Raw genomic sequence first — 14,127 nt, forward strand, 5'->3', positions numbered from 1 at the left:
AGCGGTCTCCTTGCGTTTTTCAGCATCGGGCCTAGCGTTTGCGGGGCATCTGGTCAATGAGGCGTTCCGCCCGTTTTGCCCGGGCATCACGCGTCATGCGGGCGCAGGTCGGCAAGGGTGGGCGGCGCGTCAGTCGGTACCGGCCGGCCGGTCCTGCGCGCCCGCTCCGGTCAGGTCGACCCAGACCAGCCGGTGCCGGCTTGCCGCCCGCGCCGCGGGATGGGGTTGACCGTCCGCACCGGTCCAGAACACGCCGGCGTCTTCGACCACCCAATCCGCCGATGGCAGAACATAGTCGACGCGGCGGTCTCCGACGGTTTTCCAGGTGACGGTCGTGTCTGCGCCGGTTGCATCCGTCGGTCGCGGATCCTGCAGCAACGGGTTGGTCAGCAGGGCGCGCAGGGCCTCGGTGTGGCCTTCGCCACGCGCGGGGTCCAGGTTGGCATCCCCGGCGATTACGAAGCGGCGGGTCGGCGCCGGCCCCAGATCGCCCCGCAGAAGAACGGACCAGAACCGGATTTCATCGCGGTTGCGCAGGCCGTTGCGGTCCTCGGGGCCGTCAAAGACCGGCGGGGTGGCGTGAAAGGTCATCAGGGTCAACCGGCCCTGCGGCGTGTCGATCGGAACGACCCAATGCGCGGTCGAGGACAGCCGTTGGACCGATTGCGCCTGCTCCGAGGGAAACGGGGCGCCGTCCCGGCCGGGAAGCATGGCGCCGGGCAGATCCTTCCACAGCAGGGCCGAGTGGTCTGCGATCTGATCTTCGATGATCGGATACCGGGACAGGACGGCAATTCCCCCATTGCCGGTGAATCGCCCCCAGCCCTGCGCATCGCCCGGCCCGCCGAGCCTGCCGTCTCCGTCCAGATCGAGGTCGGTCATCAGCCCCGAATTGGGCTGACGGGCGAACCGATAGGGATAGTCCAGACCCGCCGCCGCCAGCAGATCGGCCAGCGCCGACAGCGCCACGTTGTCATGGTCCCAGTCCAGCCCCTGCAGGGCGACGACATCCGGCGCCGTGGCCCGCAGAACATCGACGACGGCGCGGACCTGCGGTGTCTCCTTGCGGATGTCACGCAGCATCAGCCCCGGCCCATCGCGCTGCAATTCGGTGTTGAAGCTGGCCACGCGCAGAGGGTCGGCCTGGGCCGCAAAAGGCAGCAGCGCCAGAACCAGAATGCGGATCATGCGGTCTGGGTGGCCTCGGAAGTGGAATAGGCGCGCCGCTTTTCGACGATCAGCCCCGCGATTCGCAGCGTGGCGATGCCGCGCATGATCATGCTGGCCGGCAGGAAGGCCCAGGCGCTCATGGTCCAGATCAGGGTCTGCGGATTGGCCAAGGTCAGCGGATCGATGACATTGGTCAGCAGCTTGATCAGCGCAGGGATCAGGAACGGCAGCAGGATGCCGATCGATATGTTCAGCCGCCCGTCGCGTTGCAGGCGGGTCACCACGTCTCCGCCCTTGGTCGGGTCGAACAGGGGCAGGTTGGTCCACACGTTAAACGCCCCGTTCCCGGTGGGCCATCCCCGGACCTTGACCGCATAGACGAAGCTGGCGATCGTCACCAGCGCTGCGACATAGGCGACGCTTGCGGTGATGCGGACCAGTTCGGTCAGCGGTGCGCTGGCCTCGGCCGGCAGCATGAGGACCACCAAGCGGACCGGTGAATAGGGGAAGTCGACGACATTGGCCACGGCCACGCCCACGGAATAAGCGGCGCTGGTCAGATCCGTGGGCGTGTAGACGTTCTTGCAGATCAAGGTCAGGATCGACACCATCGACATCAGCCCGACGAACCTCAGCCGGTTGACGGGCGGTGCGTCGCGGAATTCGATGAAGCTGGGAAAGGCCGAGTTGTATTCGGCAAAGGTCAGGATGAACGCCAGGATGGCGACGAAGACGACAACTTCGGTACCGTTGGTGGCCGAGACCGGCAGATATAGCGCGGGGGTCAGCACCAGAAGCGCCACCAAAATCCCACGAACTGCCGCCCCTGTTGTGCGTGCAATCACTATCCGAACCCTTTCCAAACCGGACCCGTCGTTTCTTTGCCGACTCAATTCCAACTTGTGCCCGCCCATTCCCAAGTGGCGGATGCCGTTTGGCGCCATCATCGGCGATAAGCGGCATTTCGCTCAGGCCGATGGGCAGAAAACAGGTGATTTCGGGCAAAATGATGGCGAAACTGGTGCGGCTTTGCATCAATTGCGCCGCAGAATCGTCGCTGACTTGTCGGGCGCGACTACATGTTGTGGTTGCTTGACCGTCAACCCCTAAGACGCGAACGGGGCCGCCGCAGCGACCCCGTCTGGTTGAGTATCGAAAGATTCGCCGCCCGCGTCACACCCAGGGGCGGGCCTGGCTGGCCTGGGATTCAAACTGGTCGATGTGGTGCGCCTTCTCCATGGTCAGGCCGATATCGTCCAGGCCGTTCAGCAGGCAGTGCTTGCGGTGCGGGTCGATGTCGAAGGTGATCTCGACCCCGTCCGAGGTGACGACCTTCTGCTCTTCGAGGTCCACGGTCATGCGGGCGTTTTCGCCCTTGTGGGCGTCTTCCATCAGGATGGCGTGATGCTCGTCCTCGACCACGATCGGCAGGATGCCGTTCTTGAAGCAGTTGTTGAAGAAGATGTCGGCGAAGCTGGTCGAGATGATGACCTTGATGCCGAAATCCTTGATCGCCCATGGCGCGTGTTCGCGCGACGAGCCGCAGCCGAAATTGTCGCCGGCCACCAGGATCTCGGCGTTGCGATAGGCGGGTTTGTTCAGAACGAACTCTTCGTTCTCGCGCCCGTCATCGTGATAGCGCATCTCGTCGAACAGCACGACGCCCAGGCCCGACCGTTTGATCGTTTTCAGATGCACCTTGGGGATGATCATATCGGTGTCGATGTTGATCAGGGGCATGGGGGCGGCCACGCCGTGGACTTTTTCAAACTTTTCCATGTTCACACTCCTGCGGGAGAGGCCCGGCCCCATGCCCCGCGTTTCAAGCTTGTTTCGCTTCCGTCGTTTCGTTGCCGGCGTTCTTGACGAAGAACGCCATGAAGATCAGGCCGAACCCGTTGAACAGCATCTCGATGCCCAAAAGGATTCCCAGCAGGCTGAGCGCCAGTCCGACCGAGGCATTGGCCATGATGTAGCCGGCCAGCACCAGGGACAGCAGGCCGGAAATGAGCGTGGGCCAGAAATACTGCGTGCCGCGCATCTGGAACGACAGGATGATCCGGGCGAGACGCCGGCGATGAACAGGATCATCACCACCGTGGCCAGCGTCAGAACGCCCTGCAGCGGATGATCCAGGAAGGACCAGCCCAGAAACAGCATCACGGCGCCCATGATGAAGGCCAGGATCTTGTTGCCGATGCCTTCCACCGAGAACCCGCCCACGACCTGCAGCACGCCCGAGATCAGCAGCAACGCCCCGGTAACCACGGTCACCGCCACCGATGCCACGATGGGCGCGCCCAGAACGAAGATGCCGAACACGATCGACAGCAGCCCCATCAGGAGCCATTTGACCCAATCACTCATTTCAGTTCTCCCTCAAAAAAAGAAACAATGAGGGGACCTTACATCAATTCGCGCACATCTGTCAGTTTTCCGGTGATTGCCGCAGCGGCAGCCATGGCCGGGCTGAGAAGATGGGTGCGCCCGCCACGGCCCTGACGGCCCTCGAAATTGCGGTTCGAGGTCGCGGCACAGCGTTCGCCGGGCTGCAGTTGGTCGGGGTTCATCGCCAGGCACATCGAACAACCCGCAAGGCGCCATTCGAACCCGGCCTGCTTGAAGATTTCGGCGATTCCTTCCTCTTCGGCCTGCGCGCGGACAAGGCCCGAGCCTGGCACGACCATGGCGCGGATGCCGTCCTTGATCTTTTTGCCCTTGAGGATCTCGGCGGCGGCGCGCAGATCCTCGATCCGGCCGTTGGTGCAAGAGCCGATGAAGACCGTGTCGATCTCGATGTCGCTCAGCTTCTGGCCCGGCTTCAGGCCCATGTATTCGATAGAGCGGCGCGCGGCCTCGACCTTGCCGCCCTCGAAATCCTCGGGGTTGGGCACGGTCGCGGTGATCGGCAGAACGTCTTCGGGGCTGGTGCCCCAGGTGACCACGGGGGCGATGTCCTCGCCGCGGATGGTGACGACCTTGTCCCAATGGGCGTCGTCATCGGAATAAAGCGTCTTCCACCAGGCCATGGCGGCCTCCCACTGCGCGCCCTTGGGGGCATGCGGGCGGCCCTTGACGTATTCGAACGTCTTTTCGTCCGGCGCGATCAGGCCGGCGCGGGCGCCGCCCTCGATGGCCATGTTGCAGACGGTCATGCGGCCTTCCATCGACAGGTCGCGGATCGCTTCGCCGCAATACTCGATCACATAGCCGGTGCCGCCGGCGGTGCCGGTTTCGCCGATCACGGCCAGGGTGATGTCCTTGGCGGTCACGCCCGGCTGCAGCTTGCCGGTGATCTCGACCTTCATGTTCTTGGACTTTTTCTGGATCAGCGTCTGCGTGGCCAGAACATGCTCGACCTCGGAGGTGCCGATACCGTGGGCCAGCGCGCCGAACGCGCCGTGGGTGGCGGTGTGGCTGTCGCCGCAGACCACGGTCATGCCCGGCAGGGTCCAGCCCTGTTCGGGGCCGACGATGTGGACGATGCCCTGACGGATGTCATTCACCGGGTAGTAGTGAATGCCGAATTCGCGGGCGTTCTTGTCCAGCGCTTCGACCTGAATGCGCGATTCGGGGTTTTCAATACCGTTCACGCGGTCGGGCGTGGTGGGCACGTTGTGGTCCGGCACGGCAATGGTCTTTTCCGGCGCGCGCACCTTGCGGCCCGCCATGCGCAGGCCTTCGAAGGCTTGCGGGCTGGTCACTTCGTGCACCAAGTGACGGTCGATATACAGCAGGCAGGTGCCATCGTCGGCTTCGTGCACGACATGGGCGTCCCAGATCTTGTCATAGAGTGTTTTGGGGGACATCGGTCCTCTCCCGTTTTGTATTGAGAAATGCTGGCGAGTGGCTGGGCGCCGATTATAGGCGGGCCAGAACCGTGCGGGCGGCCCCGAAGAACCGTTCACGCAGGCGCGCGCGGTCTTGCAGGTTGGGAGCAGGGGCCTGATGGAATGTCATGCGATCCAGATATATCGCGAGCGTCTGTCAATCAAGGTTCAATGCCGTGGCCACCCGGTGCCTTGCATACCGGCGCGTAGCTGGTCAATCTGGCCGACAGGAGGCGTGAATGGACAGCGACTTGATCCCCCGCTCGATTTCCGAGCTGTTCGATACAATGGTCGAGGCATTCCTGCTTCAGTTCGGAGCACTGATCGAGCTGATCGTGACCCCGGGCTGGCGTCAGTATCAATTGTTGATCGTGCTGCTCCTGGTGGCCGCTTCCTTTGTTCTGAAGGCCGCCACACTTGGAAGATGGGAAGCCTGGGCCCGTTCCCGCAGCGGCTGGCCCAAATGGCGGCTGCGGACTCTGGTCCAGTTCATGCGGCGGCTGACATTGGTCTATTTCGTGCTTCTGTCCTGGGGCGTCTACCTGGTGATGCAGCAGGTCACCTGGCCGTCGCGCAGCTATATCATCGGCGTTCTGGCAACGCTGGCAACCGCGTGGCTGGTCATTGCGCTGCTGTCGCATCTTGTGCGCAACCGCACGATCCGGCGCATCTTCCGCTGGTCGATGTGGATCTATGCAACGCTGGTCGCGCTGAGCCTGACCGACGACGTGGCCGAGTTTCTGGACGGGGTCGCGATCACGATCGGTGATCTGCACATTTCCGTTCTCGGGATTCTCAAGGCGACCTTGCTGATCGGCACTTTGCTGGTGCTGGCGCGGTTGGGCACCCGGGCGGCGGAACGGGGGCTGAAGAACAACGAAGATATTTCGCCCTCGATGCAGGTGCTGCTGGCCAAGGGCATCCAGGTCGCGTTGTACGGGCTGGTCTTTCTGATCGGGATCCGCACGCTGGGCTTCGACCTGACCGGGATCGCGCTGCTGTCCGGCGCGGTGGGCGTGGGCATCGGTTTCGGCCTGCAGAAGGTCGTGTCGAACCTGATCTCGGGGATCATCATCCTGATGGACCGGTCGATCAAGCCGGGCGACGTGATCTCGCTGGGCGACACGTTCGGCTGGATCAACGCGCTGGGCGCCCGTTATGTCTCGGTCGTCACCCGCGACGGGCGCGAATACCTGATCCCGAACGAGGATCTGATCACCGGACGGGTGGTGAACTGGTCCCATTCCGACGAATTCGTCCGGCTGGATCTGACCTTCGGCACCAGCTACGGCGACGACCCGCACAAGGTGCGCGAGACCGCCGTGCGAACGGTGAAAACGGTCAAGCGCGTGCTGAGCGGCGGCAAGCACGAACCGGTCTGCCACATCACCGGGTTTGGCGACAGCAGCGTCGATTACGTGCTGCGGTTCTGGATCCGCGACCCGACCGCCGGACTGACCAACATCCGCGGCAATGTCTATCTGGCGCTGTGGGATGCGTTCAAGGCCGAGGGCATCTCGATTCCCTTCCCGCAGCGCGAGGTGCGCTTGCTGGGCCAGGGGCAGACCGGCGTCGTTGCGCAACAAATCGACACGGAATGATCACCCCTGTGTGCGCACCGCCTGCGATTCATTGAATTGTTGCAATCGGCTTGCTACCTTATTACTACCCCGGCGCCGGGGTTTGGCGGCGCTTTATCAAGGAGGACCATGTCCTGTCTCTGCATACACAGGCGGGTTTGCCCGCCGATGATGGGGCCACGGTGATGGCCCAGTCTCAGCCAATCAGCGAAAAGCTGCTTGAGCGTGTTCTTTCCTCTCTTTCCGACGACAAGGCCGAAGACGTCGTGCAGATCGATCTGCGCGGGAAATCCTCGGTGGCCGACTACATGGTCATCGCGTCGGGCCGGTCGACGCGTCAGGTGTCGGCGATGTCGGAAAAGCTGACGGATCGCATCAAGCAGGAATTCGGGTTCACCTCGAAGGTCGAAGGCAAGGATGCCGGCGACTGGGTGCTGATCGATACGGGCGACGTGATCGTCCATATCTTCCGCCCCGAAGTGCGCGAATTCTACCAGCTGGAAAAGATGTGGCTGCCCCAGGGCGGCAGCGCCTCGGCCAACTGAGGCGCCATCCCGGCCCGTATTGAAGGGCCGGCGGCGAGAGCGACATGCGTATCAGCATCTGTGCGGTCGGGCGATTGCGTGCCGGACCGGAGAAGACCCTGCTTGACGATTATCTGACCCGTTTCGACCGGACCGGCCGCAGCCTGGGCTTGGGGCCTGCGCGCGTGATCGAGGTCGAGGACAAGAAGAACGCCGGCATGGGCGCCGAGGCCGCCTTGCTGCGCAAGGCGCTGCCCAATGGGGCGCTGATCTGCACATTGGACGAGCGGGGAAAGGTGATGTCGTCCCCCGATTTCGCGCGGAAGCTGGCCGGGTGGCGCGACATGGGCCGGCAGGATCTGGCCTTTGTCATCGGTGGCGCCGACGGGATCGACCCGGCGCTGCGGGCCGAGGCCGATTTCTCGATCTCTTTCGGCGCGATGGTCTGGCCGCATATGCTGGTCCGGGTGATGCTGTCGGAACAACTCTATCGTGCCGCGACGATCCTGTCGGGCGGCCCGTATCATCGGGCCTGACCGCTGTGGCCCGTCTGCTGATCGTCTATCATTCGCGCACCGGCGGCAGCCGGCAGATGGCCGATGCGGCCGCACAGGCGGCCAGCACCGAGGCCGAGGTCAGCCTGAAACCCGCCGACCAGGCCGGACCCGACGATTTGCTGGCGGCCGACGGATACATCTTTTGCGCGCCCGAGAACCTCGCGGCGTTGTCAGGCGTCATGAAAGACTTCTTCGATCGCTGCTATTACCCGGTTCTGGGCCGGATCGAGGGGCGGCCCTATGCGCAGATGATCTGCGCCGGGTCCGACGGTCAGAACGCGGCGCGGCAGCTGGCGCGCATCGCCACCGGTTGGCGCCTGAAAGAGGTGCAGCCGCCCCTCATCATCTGCACCCATGCCCAGACGCCCGAGGCGATATTGGCGGAAAAGACCATCCCCGAGGATGACCTGGACAAATGCCGCGAGATCGGCGCCGCGCTGGGCGCCGGGTTGTCGCTGGGCGTGTTCTGACGATCAGTCCAGCGTCACAAGCGTGGTGTCCGCGTTCCAGCCATCGACACTGCACCGGGCCTGGACCTGGACCTGGTTCGCGCCTTCGGGGATCGCGACCCCGCCCAACGACCGGGTAAAGGGCTGCTCGGTCTCGTGCGGGTGATGCAGCACCCGCATCCCCAGCTCGGTCCCGTCCATCGCCAGAACGCGCCAGCCATCGGCATAGTGGTCCCACCCGGTATCGGGGTGGCGGATGGTCACGTCGAATCGCCAGGTCTCGCCCGTGCGCGTCGCGGTGACATTTTCGACCGTCGGCGGGTCGGCGAGGGCCGGGGCGGCCAGAAACAGGCAGGGGATCAGGTGTCGCATTGCGCCAGTCTAGGATCTGATCGGGCGGGGCGTGATCACGTCTGCGTGTCCGGCGGCAGGCTCAGCAGGATCGCGCGGGAATGCGAGGCAAACTCGCGCCGATACAGAACCCCCAATGTCAGAAGCGTGCCGATGATCAGCGCGATCGGGCCCAGGATCCACGCCAGCGAGGCCAGCGCGAAATAGGTGGCGCGCAGGGCACGGTTGAAGCTGCGCGCGGCGGTCACGCAGATCTCGGCCGCCTGCGCCGCGCGGGGATAGGCCTGCGGATCCTCGGGGTCGTTCGGCACCGCCGCCATCAGCACCGCGCAGTAGCCGAACAACCGATGCGCCCAGACGTATTTCAGAAAGGCATTCGACAGAAACAGCAACACGATCAGGATCTTGACCTCCCACACCATGGCCGGTGCGCTGCCGATGGCCAGATCCTTGGCGACGCCCGACAGCCGCTCGGTATTGCCCAGAAGGGCCAGCCCGCCCCCGATGGCGATCATCGTGGTCGAGGCAAAGAACGTGCTGCCCTGACGCATCGTGCCCACGACCTGGGCGTCGAACATGCGGGGCTGACGGGTCACCATTTCGCGCATCCAGCAGCGGCGGAATTCGTCCATCATCACCGCGACCGAGCGCTTGCCCGGCGCGGGGTTCTCGATCCGCCAGCCGATCCATTGCCATGCGATCAGCAACAGCAGGACGGCGGCGTAGTCCAAAGGCGAAAACAGCAGGGCGCGTTCTGTCAATGTCATGGCGCGACAGTACGTCCGACGAAGGCAACTTGCCAGATGCAGAAATTGGTAATATTATTTTACCAAACCGGAGGACCCGCCATGGACATGCCACAGCCCAACCCCGACGTTCTGGCCCGCAAGGCCAGCGTACTAGCCCGTCTGCGGCAGGTTCTGCCCGAAGATGCCATCATTGCCGATCCGTCCGAAACCCGCGCCTATGAATGCGACGCCCTGACCGCCTACAAATGCGCGCCGATGATCGCGGTTCTGCCGTCCTCGACGCAGGAGGTCTCGGACATTCTGCGCATCTGCCATGACGAAGGCGTGCCGGTCGTGCCGCGCGGGGCCGGGACTTCGCTGGCCGGTGGGGCGCTGCCCACCGCCGATTGCGTGATCCTGGGCGTGGCCCGCATGAACGAGGTGCTCGAGGTCGACTATGACAACCGCTTCATCCGCGTGCAGACCGGCCGCACCAATCTGAGCGTCACCGGCGCGGTCGAAGAGCAGGATTTCTTCTATGCGCCCGATCCGTCGTCGCAGCTGGCCTGCGCCATCGCGGGCAATATCGCGATGAACTCGGGCGGCGCGCATTGCCTGAAATACGGCGTGACCACCAACAACCTGTTGGGCGTGACCATGGTGCTGATGGATGGCCGCGTGGTCGAGATCGGCGGCGCGCATCTGGATTCCGGCGGGCTGGACCTGCTGGGCGTGATCTGCGGCTCGGAAGGGCAGCTGGGGGTCGTCACCGAGGCGACGCTGCGCATCCTGCGCAAGCCCGAAGGCGCGCGCCCGGTCCTGATGGGTTTTGATGACAACGCGGTGGCGGGCGAATGCGTCTCGGACATCATCAAATCGGGCATCCTGCCCGTGGCGATCGAGTTCATGGACCGGCTGTGCATCGAGGCCTGCGAGAATTTTGCCCATGCCGGCTATCCGAATTGCGAGGCGCTGCTGATCGTCGAGGTCGAGGGCTCGGACGCCGAGATCGACAGCCAGCTGGCCAAGATCGTCGAGATCGCCAAACGCCACAACCCGGTCGAGCTGCGCGAAAGCCAGTCGGCCGAGGAAAGCGCTCGCATCTGGCTGGGCCGGAAATCGGCCTTTGGCGCGATGGGGCAGATCAACGACTATATGTGCCTGGACGGCACGATCCCGGTGTCGGCCCTGCCGGACGTGCTGCGCCGCATCGGTGAACTGAGCAAAGAGTTTGGCCTGCCCGTGGGCAACGTGTTCCATGCCGGCGACGGCAACATGCACCCGCTGATTCTGTTCGACGCGAACAAGCCCGGCGATCTGGAAAAATGCGAGGCCTTCGGGGCCGAGATCCTGAAACTGTGCGTCGATGCCGGCGGCTGCCTGACCGGCGAGCATGGGGTGGGCATCGAAAAACGCGATCTGATGCATCATCAATACGCACCTCAGGACCTTGAGGCGCAGATGGCCGTCAAGGACGTGTTCGACCCGAAATGGCTGCTGAACCCTGCCAAGGTGTTCCCGCTGGATGCCAGTGCGGCCCGCCGCGTCGTGCCGATGGCGGCGGAATGACTCCCAAGACAGAACGGACACCGCAATGAGACCTGAATCAGAGTCTGAACTGGCCGAAATCGTGGCCGGCCTGAACGAACCGGTACGCGTTGTCGGTGGCGGCACGCGCGGTGTGACTGGCCCCGACCGGATGCTGAGCACCGAGGGGCTGCGCGGTATCACCCTGTACGAGCCCGGAGCGCTGACGCTCGTGGCGCAGGCCGGAACGCCACTGGCCGAGATCGAGGCCGCGTTGGAGGCCGAAGGCCAGCAACTGGCATTCGAGCCGATGGACCATCGCGCCTTGCTGGGGTCCGCCGGTGAGCCCACGATCGGCGGTGTCGTGGCCGCCAACGTCTCGGGGCCGCGCCGGATCCAGGCCGGGGCCTGCCGCGATTTCCTGCTGGGCGTGCGCTTTGTCGACGGGCAGGGGCAGATCATCAAGAATGGCGGCCGGGTGATGAAGAACGTTACCGGATACGATCTGGTCAAGCTGATGGCCGGGTCCTGGGGCACGCTGGGCGTGCTGACCGAGATGTCGCTGAAGGTGCTGCCCAAACCCGAGGCCAGCGCGACGCTGGCCGTACCCGCCAAGGACGCAGCGACTGCGGTTCGCATCCTGTCCGAGGCGTTGAAATCACCCTTTGAGGTCACCGGCGCAGCCTATGATCCGCAGCAGCAGTGCGCCTTGATCCGGATCGAGGGGTTTGCGGAATCGGTCTCGTATCGCTCCGGGCGCCTGCAGGAGTTGCTGGGCCAGTTCGGCGCGGTTGATCCGGTCGAGCCGTCGGACGCCCTGTGGCAGACGACCCGCGATGCGGCCGATTTCGCCGACACGCCCGGCGATGTCTGGCGGATTTCGGTCAAACCCGGCGACGCGCCCGAAATCGCCGCGCGGGCCGAGGCCGACCGCACCCTGTTCGACTGGGGCGGCGGGTTGATCTGGGTGCTGGTGCCCGCAGGCACCGACCTGCGCGCGCGCATTGGCGCGTTTTCCGGCCACGCCACGCTGGTGCGGGCCGGGGCCGATACCCTTGCCCGGCTGGGCCGGTTCCAGCCGGAACCGCAGGGCATTTCGGCTCTGACACAGGGGATTCGACAGAAATTCGACCCGCGCGGCATGTTCAACCCCGGGCTGATGGAATAGGGCGATGCAGACCACATTCACCGAAGACCAGTTGAAAGACCCCGGCACCCGCCGCGCAAACGAGATTTTGCGCAACTGCGTGCATTGCGGGTTCTGCACCGCCACCTGCCCGACCTATCAGGTGCTGGGCGACGAATTGGACAGCCCCCGCGGGCGTATCTACCTGATCAAGGACATGCTGGAAAACGAGCGTGTGCCGGATGAAAAGACCGTCAAGCATATCGACCGCTGCCTGTCCTGCCTGGCCTGCATGACGACCTGCCCGTCGGGCGTGCATTACATGCATCTGGTCGATCACGCCCGCGAATATATCGAAAACCGCTACAAGCGCCCCTTCTCGGACCGGGCGCTGCGATGGATTCTGGCACGGATCCTGCCCTATCCGATGCGGTTCCGCTGGGCGCTGATCGGGGCCAGGCTGGGGCGGCCGTTCCGCTTTCTGATGCCCGACGCGCGCCTGCGGGCGATGCTGGACATGGCACCGAAACACATCCCGCCGGTCAGCCGCAATGACGACCCGCAAAGCTTTGCGCCCAAGGGGCAGGCGATCAAACGCGTGGCGCTGATGACAGGCTGTGCGCAAAAGGCGCTGAACACCGACATCAACGATGCCACGATCCGCCTGCTGACTCGGCTGGGCTGCGAGGTCGTTGTGGCCGAGGGCGCCGGCTGCTGCGGGGCGTTGACACATCACATGGGCAAGACCCGCGAAAGCCATGCCACCGCCGCCGCCAATATCCGCGCCTGGACGCGCGAGATGGACGGCAAGGGGCTGGATGCGATCGTCATCAATACCTCGGGCTGCGGCACCACCGTCAAGGATTATGGGCACATGTTCCGCGACGATCCGCTGGCCGAGGACGCGGCGCGGGTGTCGGGCATTGCCATGGATGTCAGCGAGATCCTGATGCAACTGGACTTGCCGCAGGGCGACGACAAGGGGCTTACGGTGGCCTATCACGCGGCCTGCTCGCTGCAACACGGGCAGCAGATCAAGACCTATCCCAAGGACCTGCTGAAAAAGGCGGGGTTCACCGTGGTCGAACCCGCCGACAGCCACCTGTGCTGCGGCAGCGCCGGCACCTACAACCTGATGCAGCCCGAGATTTCGGCCAAACTGAAACAGCGCAAGGTGCGCACGCTCGAGGCCAGGAACCCCGATCTGATAGCGGCCGGGAACATCGGCTGCATGATGCAGATCGGGTCGGGCACCCGACTGCCCATCGTGCATACGGTCGAGCTGTTGGATTGGGCCACGGGCGGGCCTCGGCCCCCTGCGCTGGATCGGGTCGGACAGTCTGGGGATGCGGTTCCGATCCTGCGGTGATCGGGCCTGATGCGCCGACGCATCAGTCGGCGCCGGAATCCCGGCGGCCCGCGCGTGCCCTATTTTTGCCAAACGCGGCGCGTACCACCATGGCCCGAAACCAAACAGCCGGAGAACCGCGTGCGCAGATGGATAAGGGCGATTGCGCTGTGTGTCTTGCCGATGGCGGCGATGGCGCAGGATACCGGGCTGCAAAGCCTCGAGACCTCGGAGTCGGGGCGCGACTGGATGGCGGTCGGGCGGCTGGACATCGACGGCACCGGGTTCTGCACCGGTGCGCTGATCTCTCCGACTCTTGTTCTGACCGCGGCGCATTGCCTGTTCGACAAGGCCACGCGCCAGCGGATCGACCCGTCGCGTATCGAGTTCCTGGCCGGTTGGCGGCGGGGGCGGGCCTCGGCCTATCGTGCGGCGCGGCAGGCGGTGATCCACCCCGACTATGACTATGACGGCAGGGCCACCGTCACCCGAGTACGCCACGACATCGCGCTGATCGAACTGTGGCAGCCCATCCGCAACACCGCCGTCATTCCGTTCGAGACCGGTTACCGCCCGTCGCGCGGCGAGGATGTCGGTGTCGTGTCTTATGCGCATGACCGGGCCGAGGCCCCCTCGCTGCAGGAGGTCTGTTCGGTCATGGCGCGGCAATCCGGGGTTCTGGTGATGTCCTGCGACGTGGATTTCGGCGCCTCGGGGGCGCCGATCTTTTCCTTCTCGGGCGATCACCCGCGTATCGTGTCGGTCGTTTCGGCCAAGGCCGAGCTGCAGGGGCAACGCGTGGCGCTTGGCACGGCCTTGGAAGAATCGCTCGAGGTATTGCAGGCCGAACTGTCCGCAGGGCGGGGCTTTGGCCTGTCAGGCAGCGCGTCGGGTGCGGGCAAGAACCTGGGCGCAAGGTTCGTGCGGCCATGATCGG

The 14,127-nt window shown here is 64.5% G+C and carries 16 protein-coding genes; 8 read left to right on the forward strand and 8 right to left on the reverse strand.

From position 1 onward, the window contains the following. Positions 1 to 129 precede the first annotated feature (129 nt). The 6 genes from F3H26_RS10115 to F3H26_RS10140 all read right to left on the reverse strand — a co-directional run bounded on the left by F3H26_RS10115 (position 130) and on the right by F3H26_RS10140 (position 5,130). Positions 130 to 1,188, reverse strand: a complete 1,059-nt coding sequence (locus F3H26_RS10115; protein ID WP_149775941.1) for an endonuclease/exonuclease/phosphatase family protein — start codon at positions 1,186 to 1,188, stop codon at positions 130 to 132. After that, positions 1,185 to 2,015 (reverse strand): hypothetical protein, encoded by an 831-nt coding sequence (locus tag F3H26_RS10120; protein ID WP_149775942.1) that lies wholly within the window; start codon positions 2,013 to 2,015, stop codon positions 1,185 to 1,187. Before F3H26_RS10120 ends, F3H26_RS10115 begins: the two co-directional genes overlap by 4 nt. 328 nt (positions 2,016 to 2,343) lie before the next feature. Further along, positions 2,344 to 2,949, reverse strand: coding sequence for a 3-isopropylmalate dehydratase small subunit (leuD, locus tag F3H26_RS10125; RefSeq protein ID WP_149775943.1), 606 nt, complete (start codon positions 2,947 to 2,949; stop codon positions 2,344 to 2,346). A 105-nt stretch (positions 2,950 to 3,054) separates the two neighbouring features. Further along, a complete protein-coding gene (locus F3H26_RS10130; protein WP_223162477.1) occupies positions 3,055 to 3,537 on the reverse strand; it encodes an HdeD family acid-resistance protein in 483 nt (160 codons plus the stop codon). A 38-nt stretch (positions 3,538 to 3,575) separates the two neighbouring features. Further along, positions 3,576 to 4,979, reverse strand: a complete 1,404-nt coding sequence (gene leuC, locus F3H26_RS10135; RefSeq protein ID WP_149775944.1) for a 3-isopropylmalate dehydratase large subunit — start codon at positions 4,977 to 4,979, stop codon at positions 3,576 to 3,578. Positions 4,980 to 5,031: 52 nt separating this feature from the next. Further along, complete coding sequence (locus F3H26_RS10140; protein WP_149775945.1) at positions 5,032 to 5,130, reverse strand: isopropylmalate isomerase; 99 nt, start codon at positions 5,128 to 5,130, stop codon at positions 5,032 to 5,034. Between the two features lie 109 nt (positions 5,131 to 5,239). On the opposite strand from F3H26_RS10140, the gene F3H26_RS10145 reads away from it, so the two are divergent. From F3H26_RS10145 to F3H26_RS10160, 4 genes are all read left to right on the forward strand, one after another. Next, positions 5,240 to 6,601: a mechanosensitive ion channel family protein gene (locus F3H26_RS10145; RefSeq protein WP_149775946.1), complete on the forward strand. Its 1,362-nt coding sequence runs from the start codon at positions 5,240 to 5,242 to the stop codon at positions 6,599 to 6,601. 164 nt (positions 6,602 to 6,765) lie between these two features. After that, on the forward strand, positions 6,766 to 7,125 hold the full coding sequence (gene rsfS / locus F3H26_RS10150) for a ribosome silencing factor (protein WP_149775947.1): 360 nt from the start codon (positions 6,766 to 6,768) through the stop codon (positions 7,123 to 7,125). 44 nt (positions 7,126 to 7,169) lie between these two features. Continuing rightward, positions 7,170 to 7,640, forward strand: coding sequence for a 23S rRNA (pseudouridine(1915)-N(3))-methyltransferase RlmH (gene rlmH / locus F3H26_RS10155; RefSeq protein ID WP_149775948.1), 471 nt, complete (start codon positions 7,170 to 7,172; stop codon positions 7,638 to 7,640). Between the two features lie 5 nt (positions 7,641 to 7,645). Further along, positions 7,646 to 8,131, forward strand: a complete 486-nt coding sequence (locus F3H26_RS10160) for a flavodoxin family protein (protein ID WP_149775949.1) — start codon at positions 7,646 to 7,648, stop codon at positions 8,129 to 8,131. 3 nt (positions 8,132 to 8,134) lie between these two features. Here the strand turns inward: F3H26_RS10160 and F3H26_RS10165 are convergent, their stop codons facing one another. Next, positions 8,135 to 8,482 (reverse strand): hypothetical protein, encoded by a 348-nt coding sequence (locus tag F3H26_RS10165; protein WP_149775950.1) that lies wholly within the window; start codon positions 8,480 to 8,482, stop codon positions 8,135 to 8,137. Between the two features lie 35 nt (positions 8,483 to 8,517). Further along, positions 8,518 to 9,228: a DUF599 domain-containing protein gene (locus F3H26_RS10170; RefSeq protein ID WP_149775951.1), complete on the reverse strand. Its 711-nt coding sequence runs from the start codon at positions 9,226 to 9,228 to the stop codon at positions 8,518 to 8,520. 81 nt (positions 9,229 to 9,309) lie between these two features. On the opposite strand from F3H26_RS10170, the gene F3H26_RS10175 reads away from it, so the two are divergent. From F3H26_RS10175 to F3H26_RS10190, 4 genes are all read left to right on the forward strand, one after another. Next, entirely contained in the window at positions 9,310 to 10,758 is a 1,449-nt protein-coding gene (locus F3H26_RS10175; protein WP_149775952.1) for an FAD-linked oxidase C-terminal domain-containing protein, read from the forward strand. Between the two features lie 25 nt (positions 10,759 to 10,783). After that, entirely contained in the window at positions 10,784 to 11,884 is a 1,101-nt protein-coding gene (locus tag F3H26_RS10180) for an FAD-binding protein (RefSeq protein WP_149775953.1), read from the forward strand. Positions 11,885 to 11,888: 4 nt separating this feature from the next. Beyond that, positions 11,889 to 13,211 (forward strand): glycolate oxidase subunit GlcF, encoded by a 1,323-nt coding sequence (gene glcF / locus F3H26_RS10185; protein ID WP_149775954.1) that lies wholly within the window; start codon positions 11,889 to 11,891, stop codon positions 13,209 to 13,211. A 120-nt stretch (positions 13,212 to 13,331) separates the two neighbouring features. Beyond that, positions 13,332 to 14,123, forward strand: coding sequence for a trypsin-like serine peptidase (locus F3H26_RS10190; protein WP_149775955.1), 792 nt, complete (start codon positions 13,332 to 13,334; stop codon positions 14,121 to 14,123). Positions 14,124 to 14,127 lie beyond the last annotated feature (4 nt).

Origin of the sequence: Ruegeria intermedia (assembly GCF_900129345.1) — a bacterium.
Classification (GTDB): domain Bacteria; phylum Pseudomonadota; class Alphaproteobacteria; order Rhodobacterales; family Rhodobacteraceae; genus Ruegeria; species Ruegeria intermedia.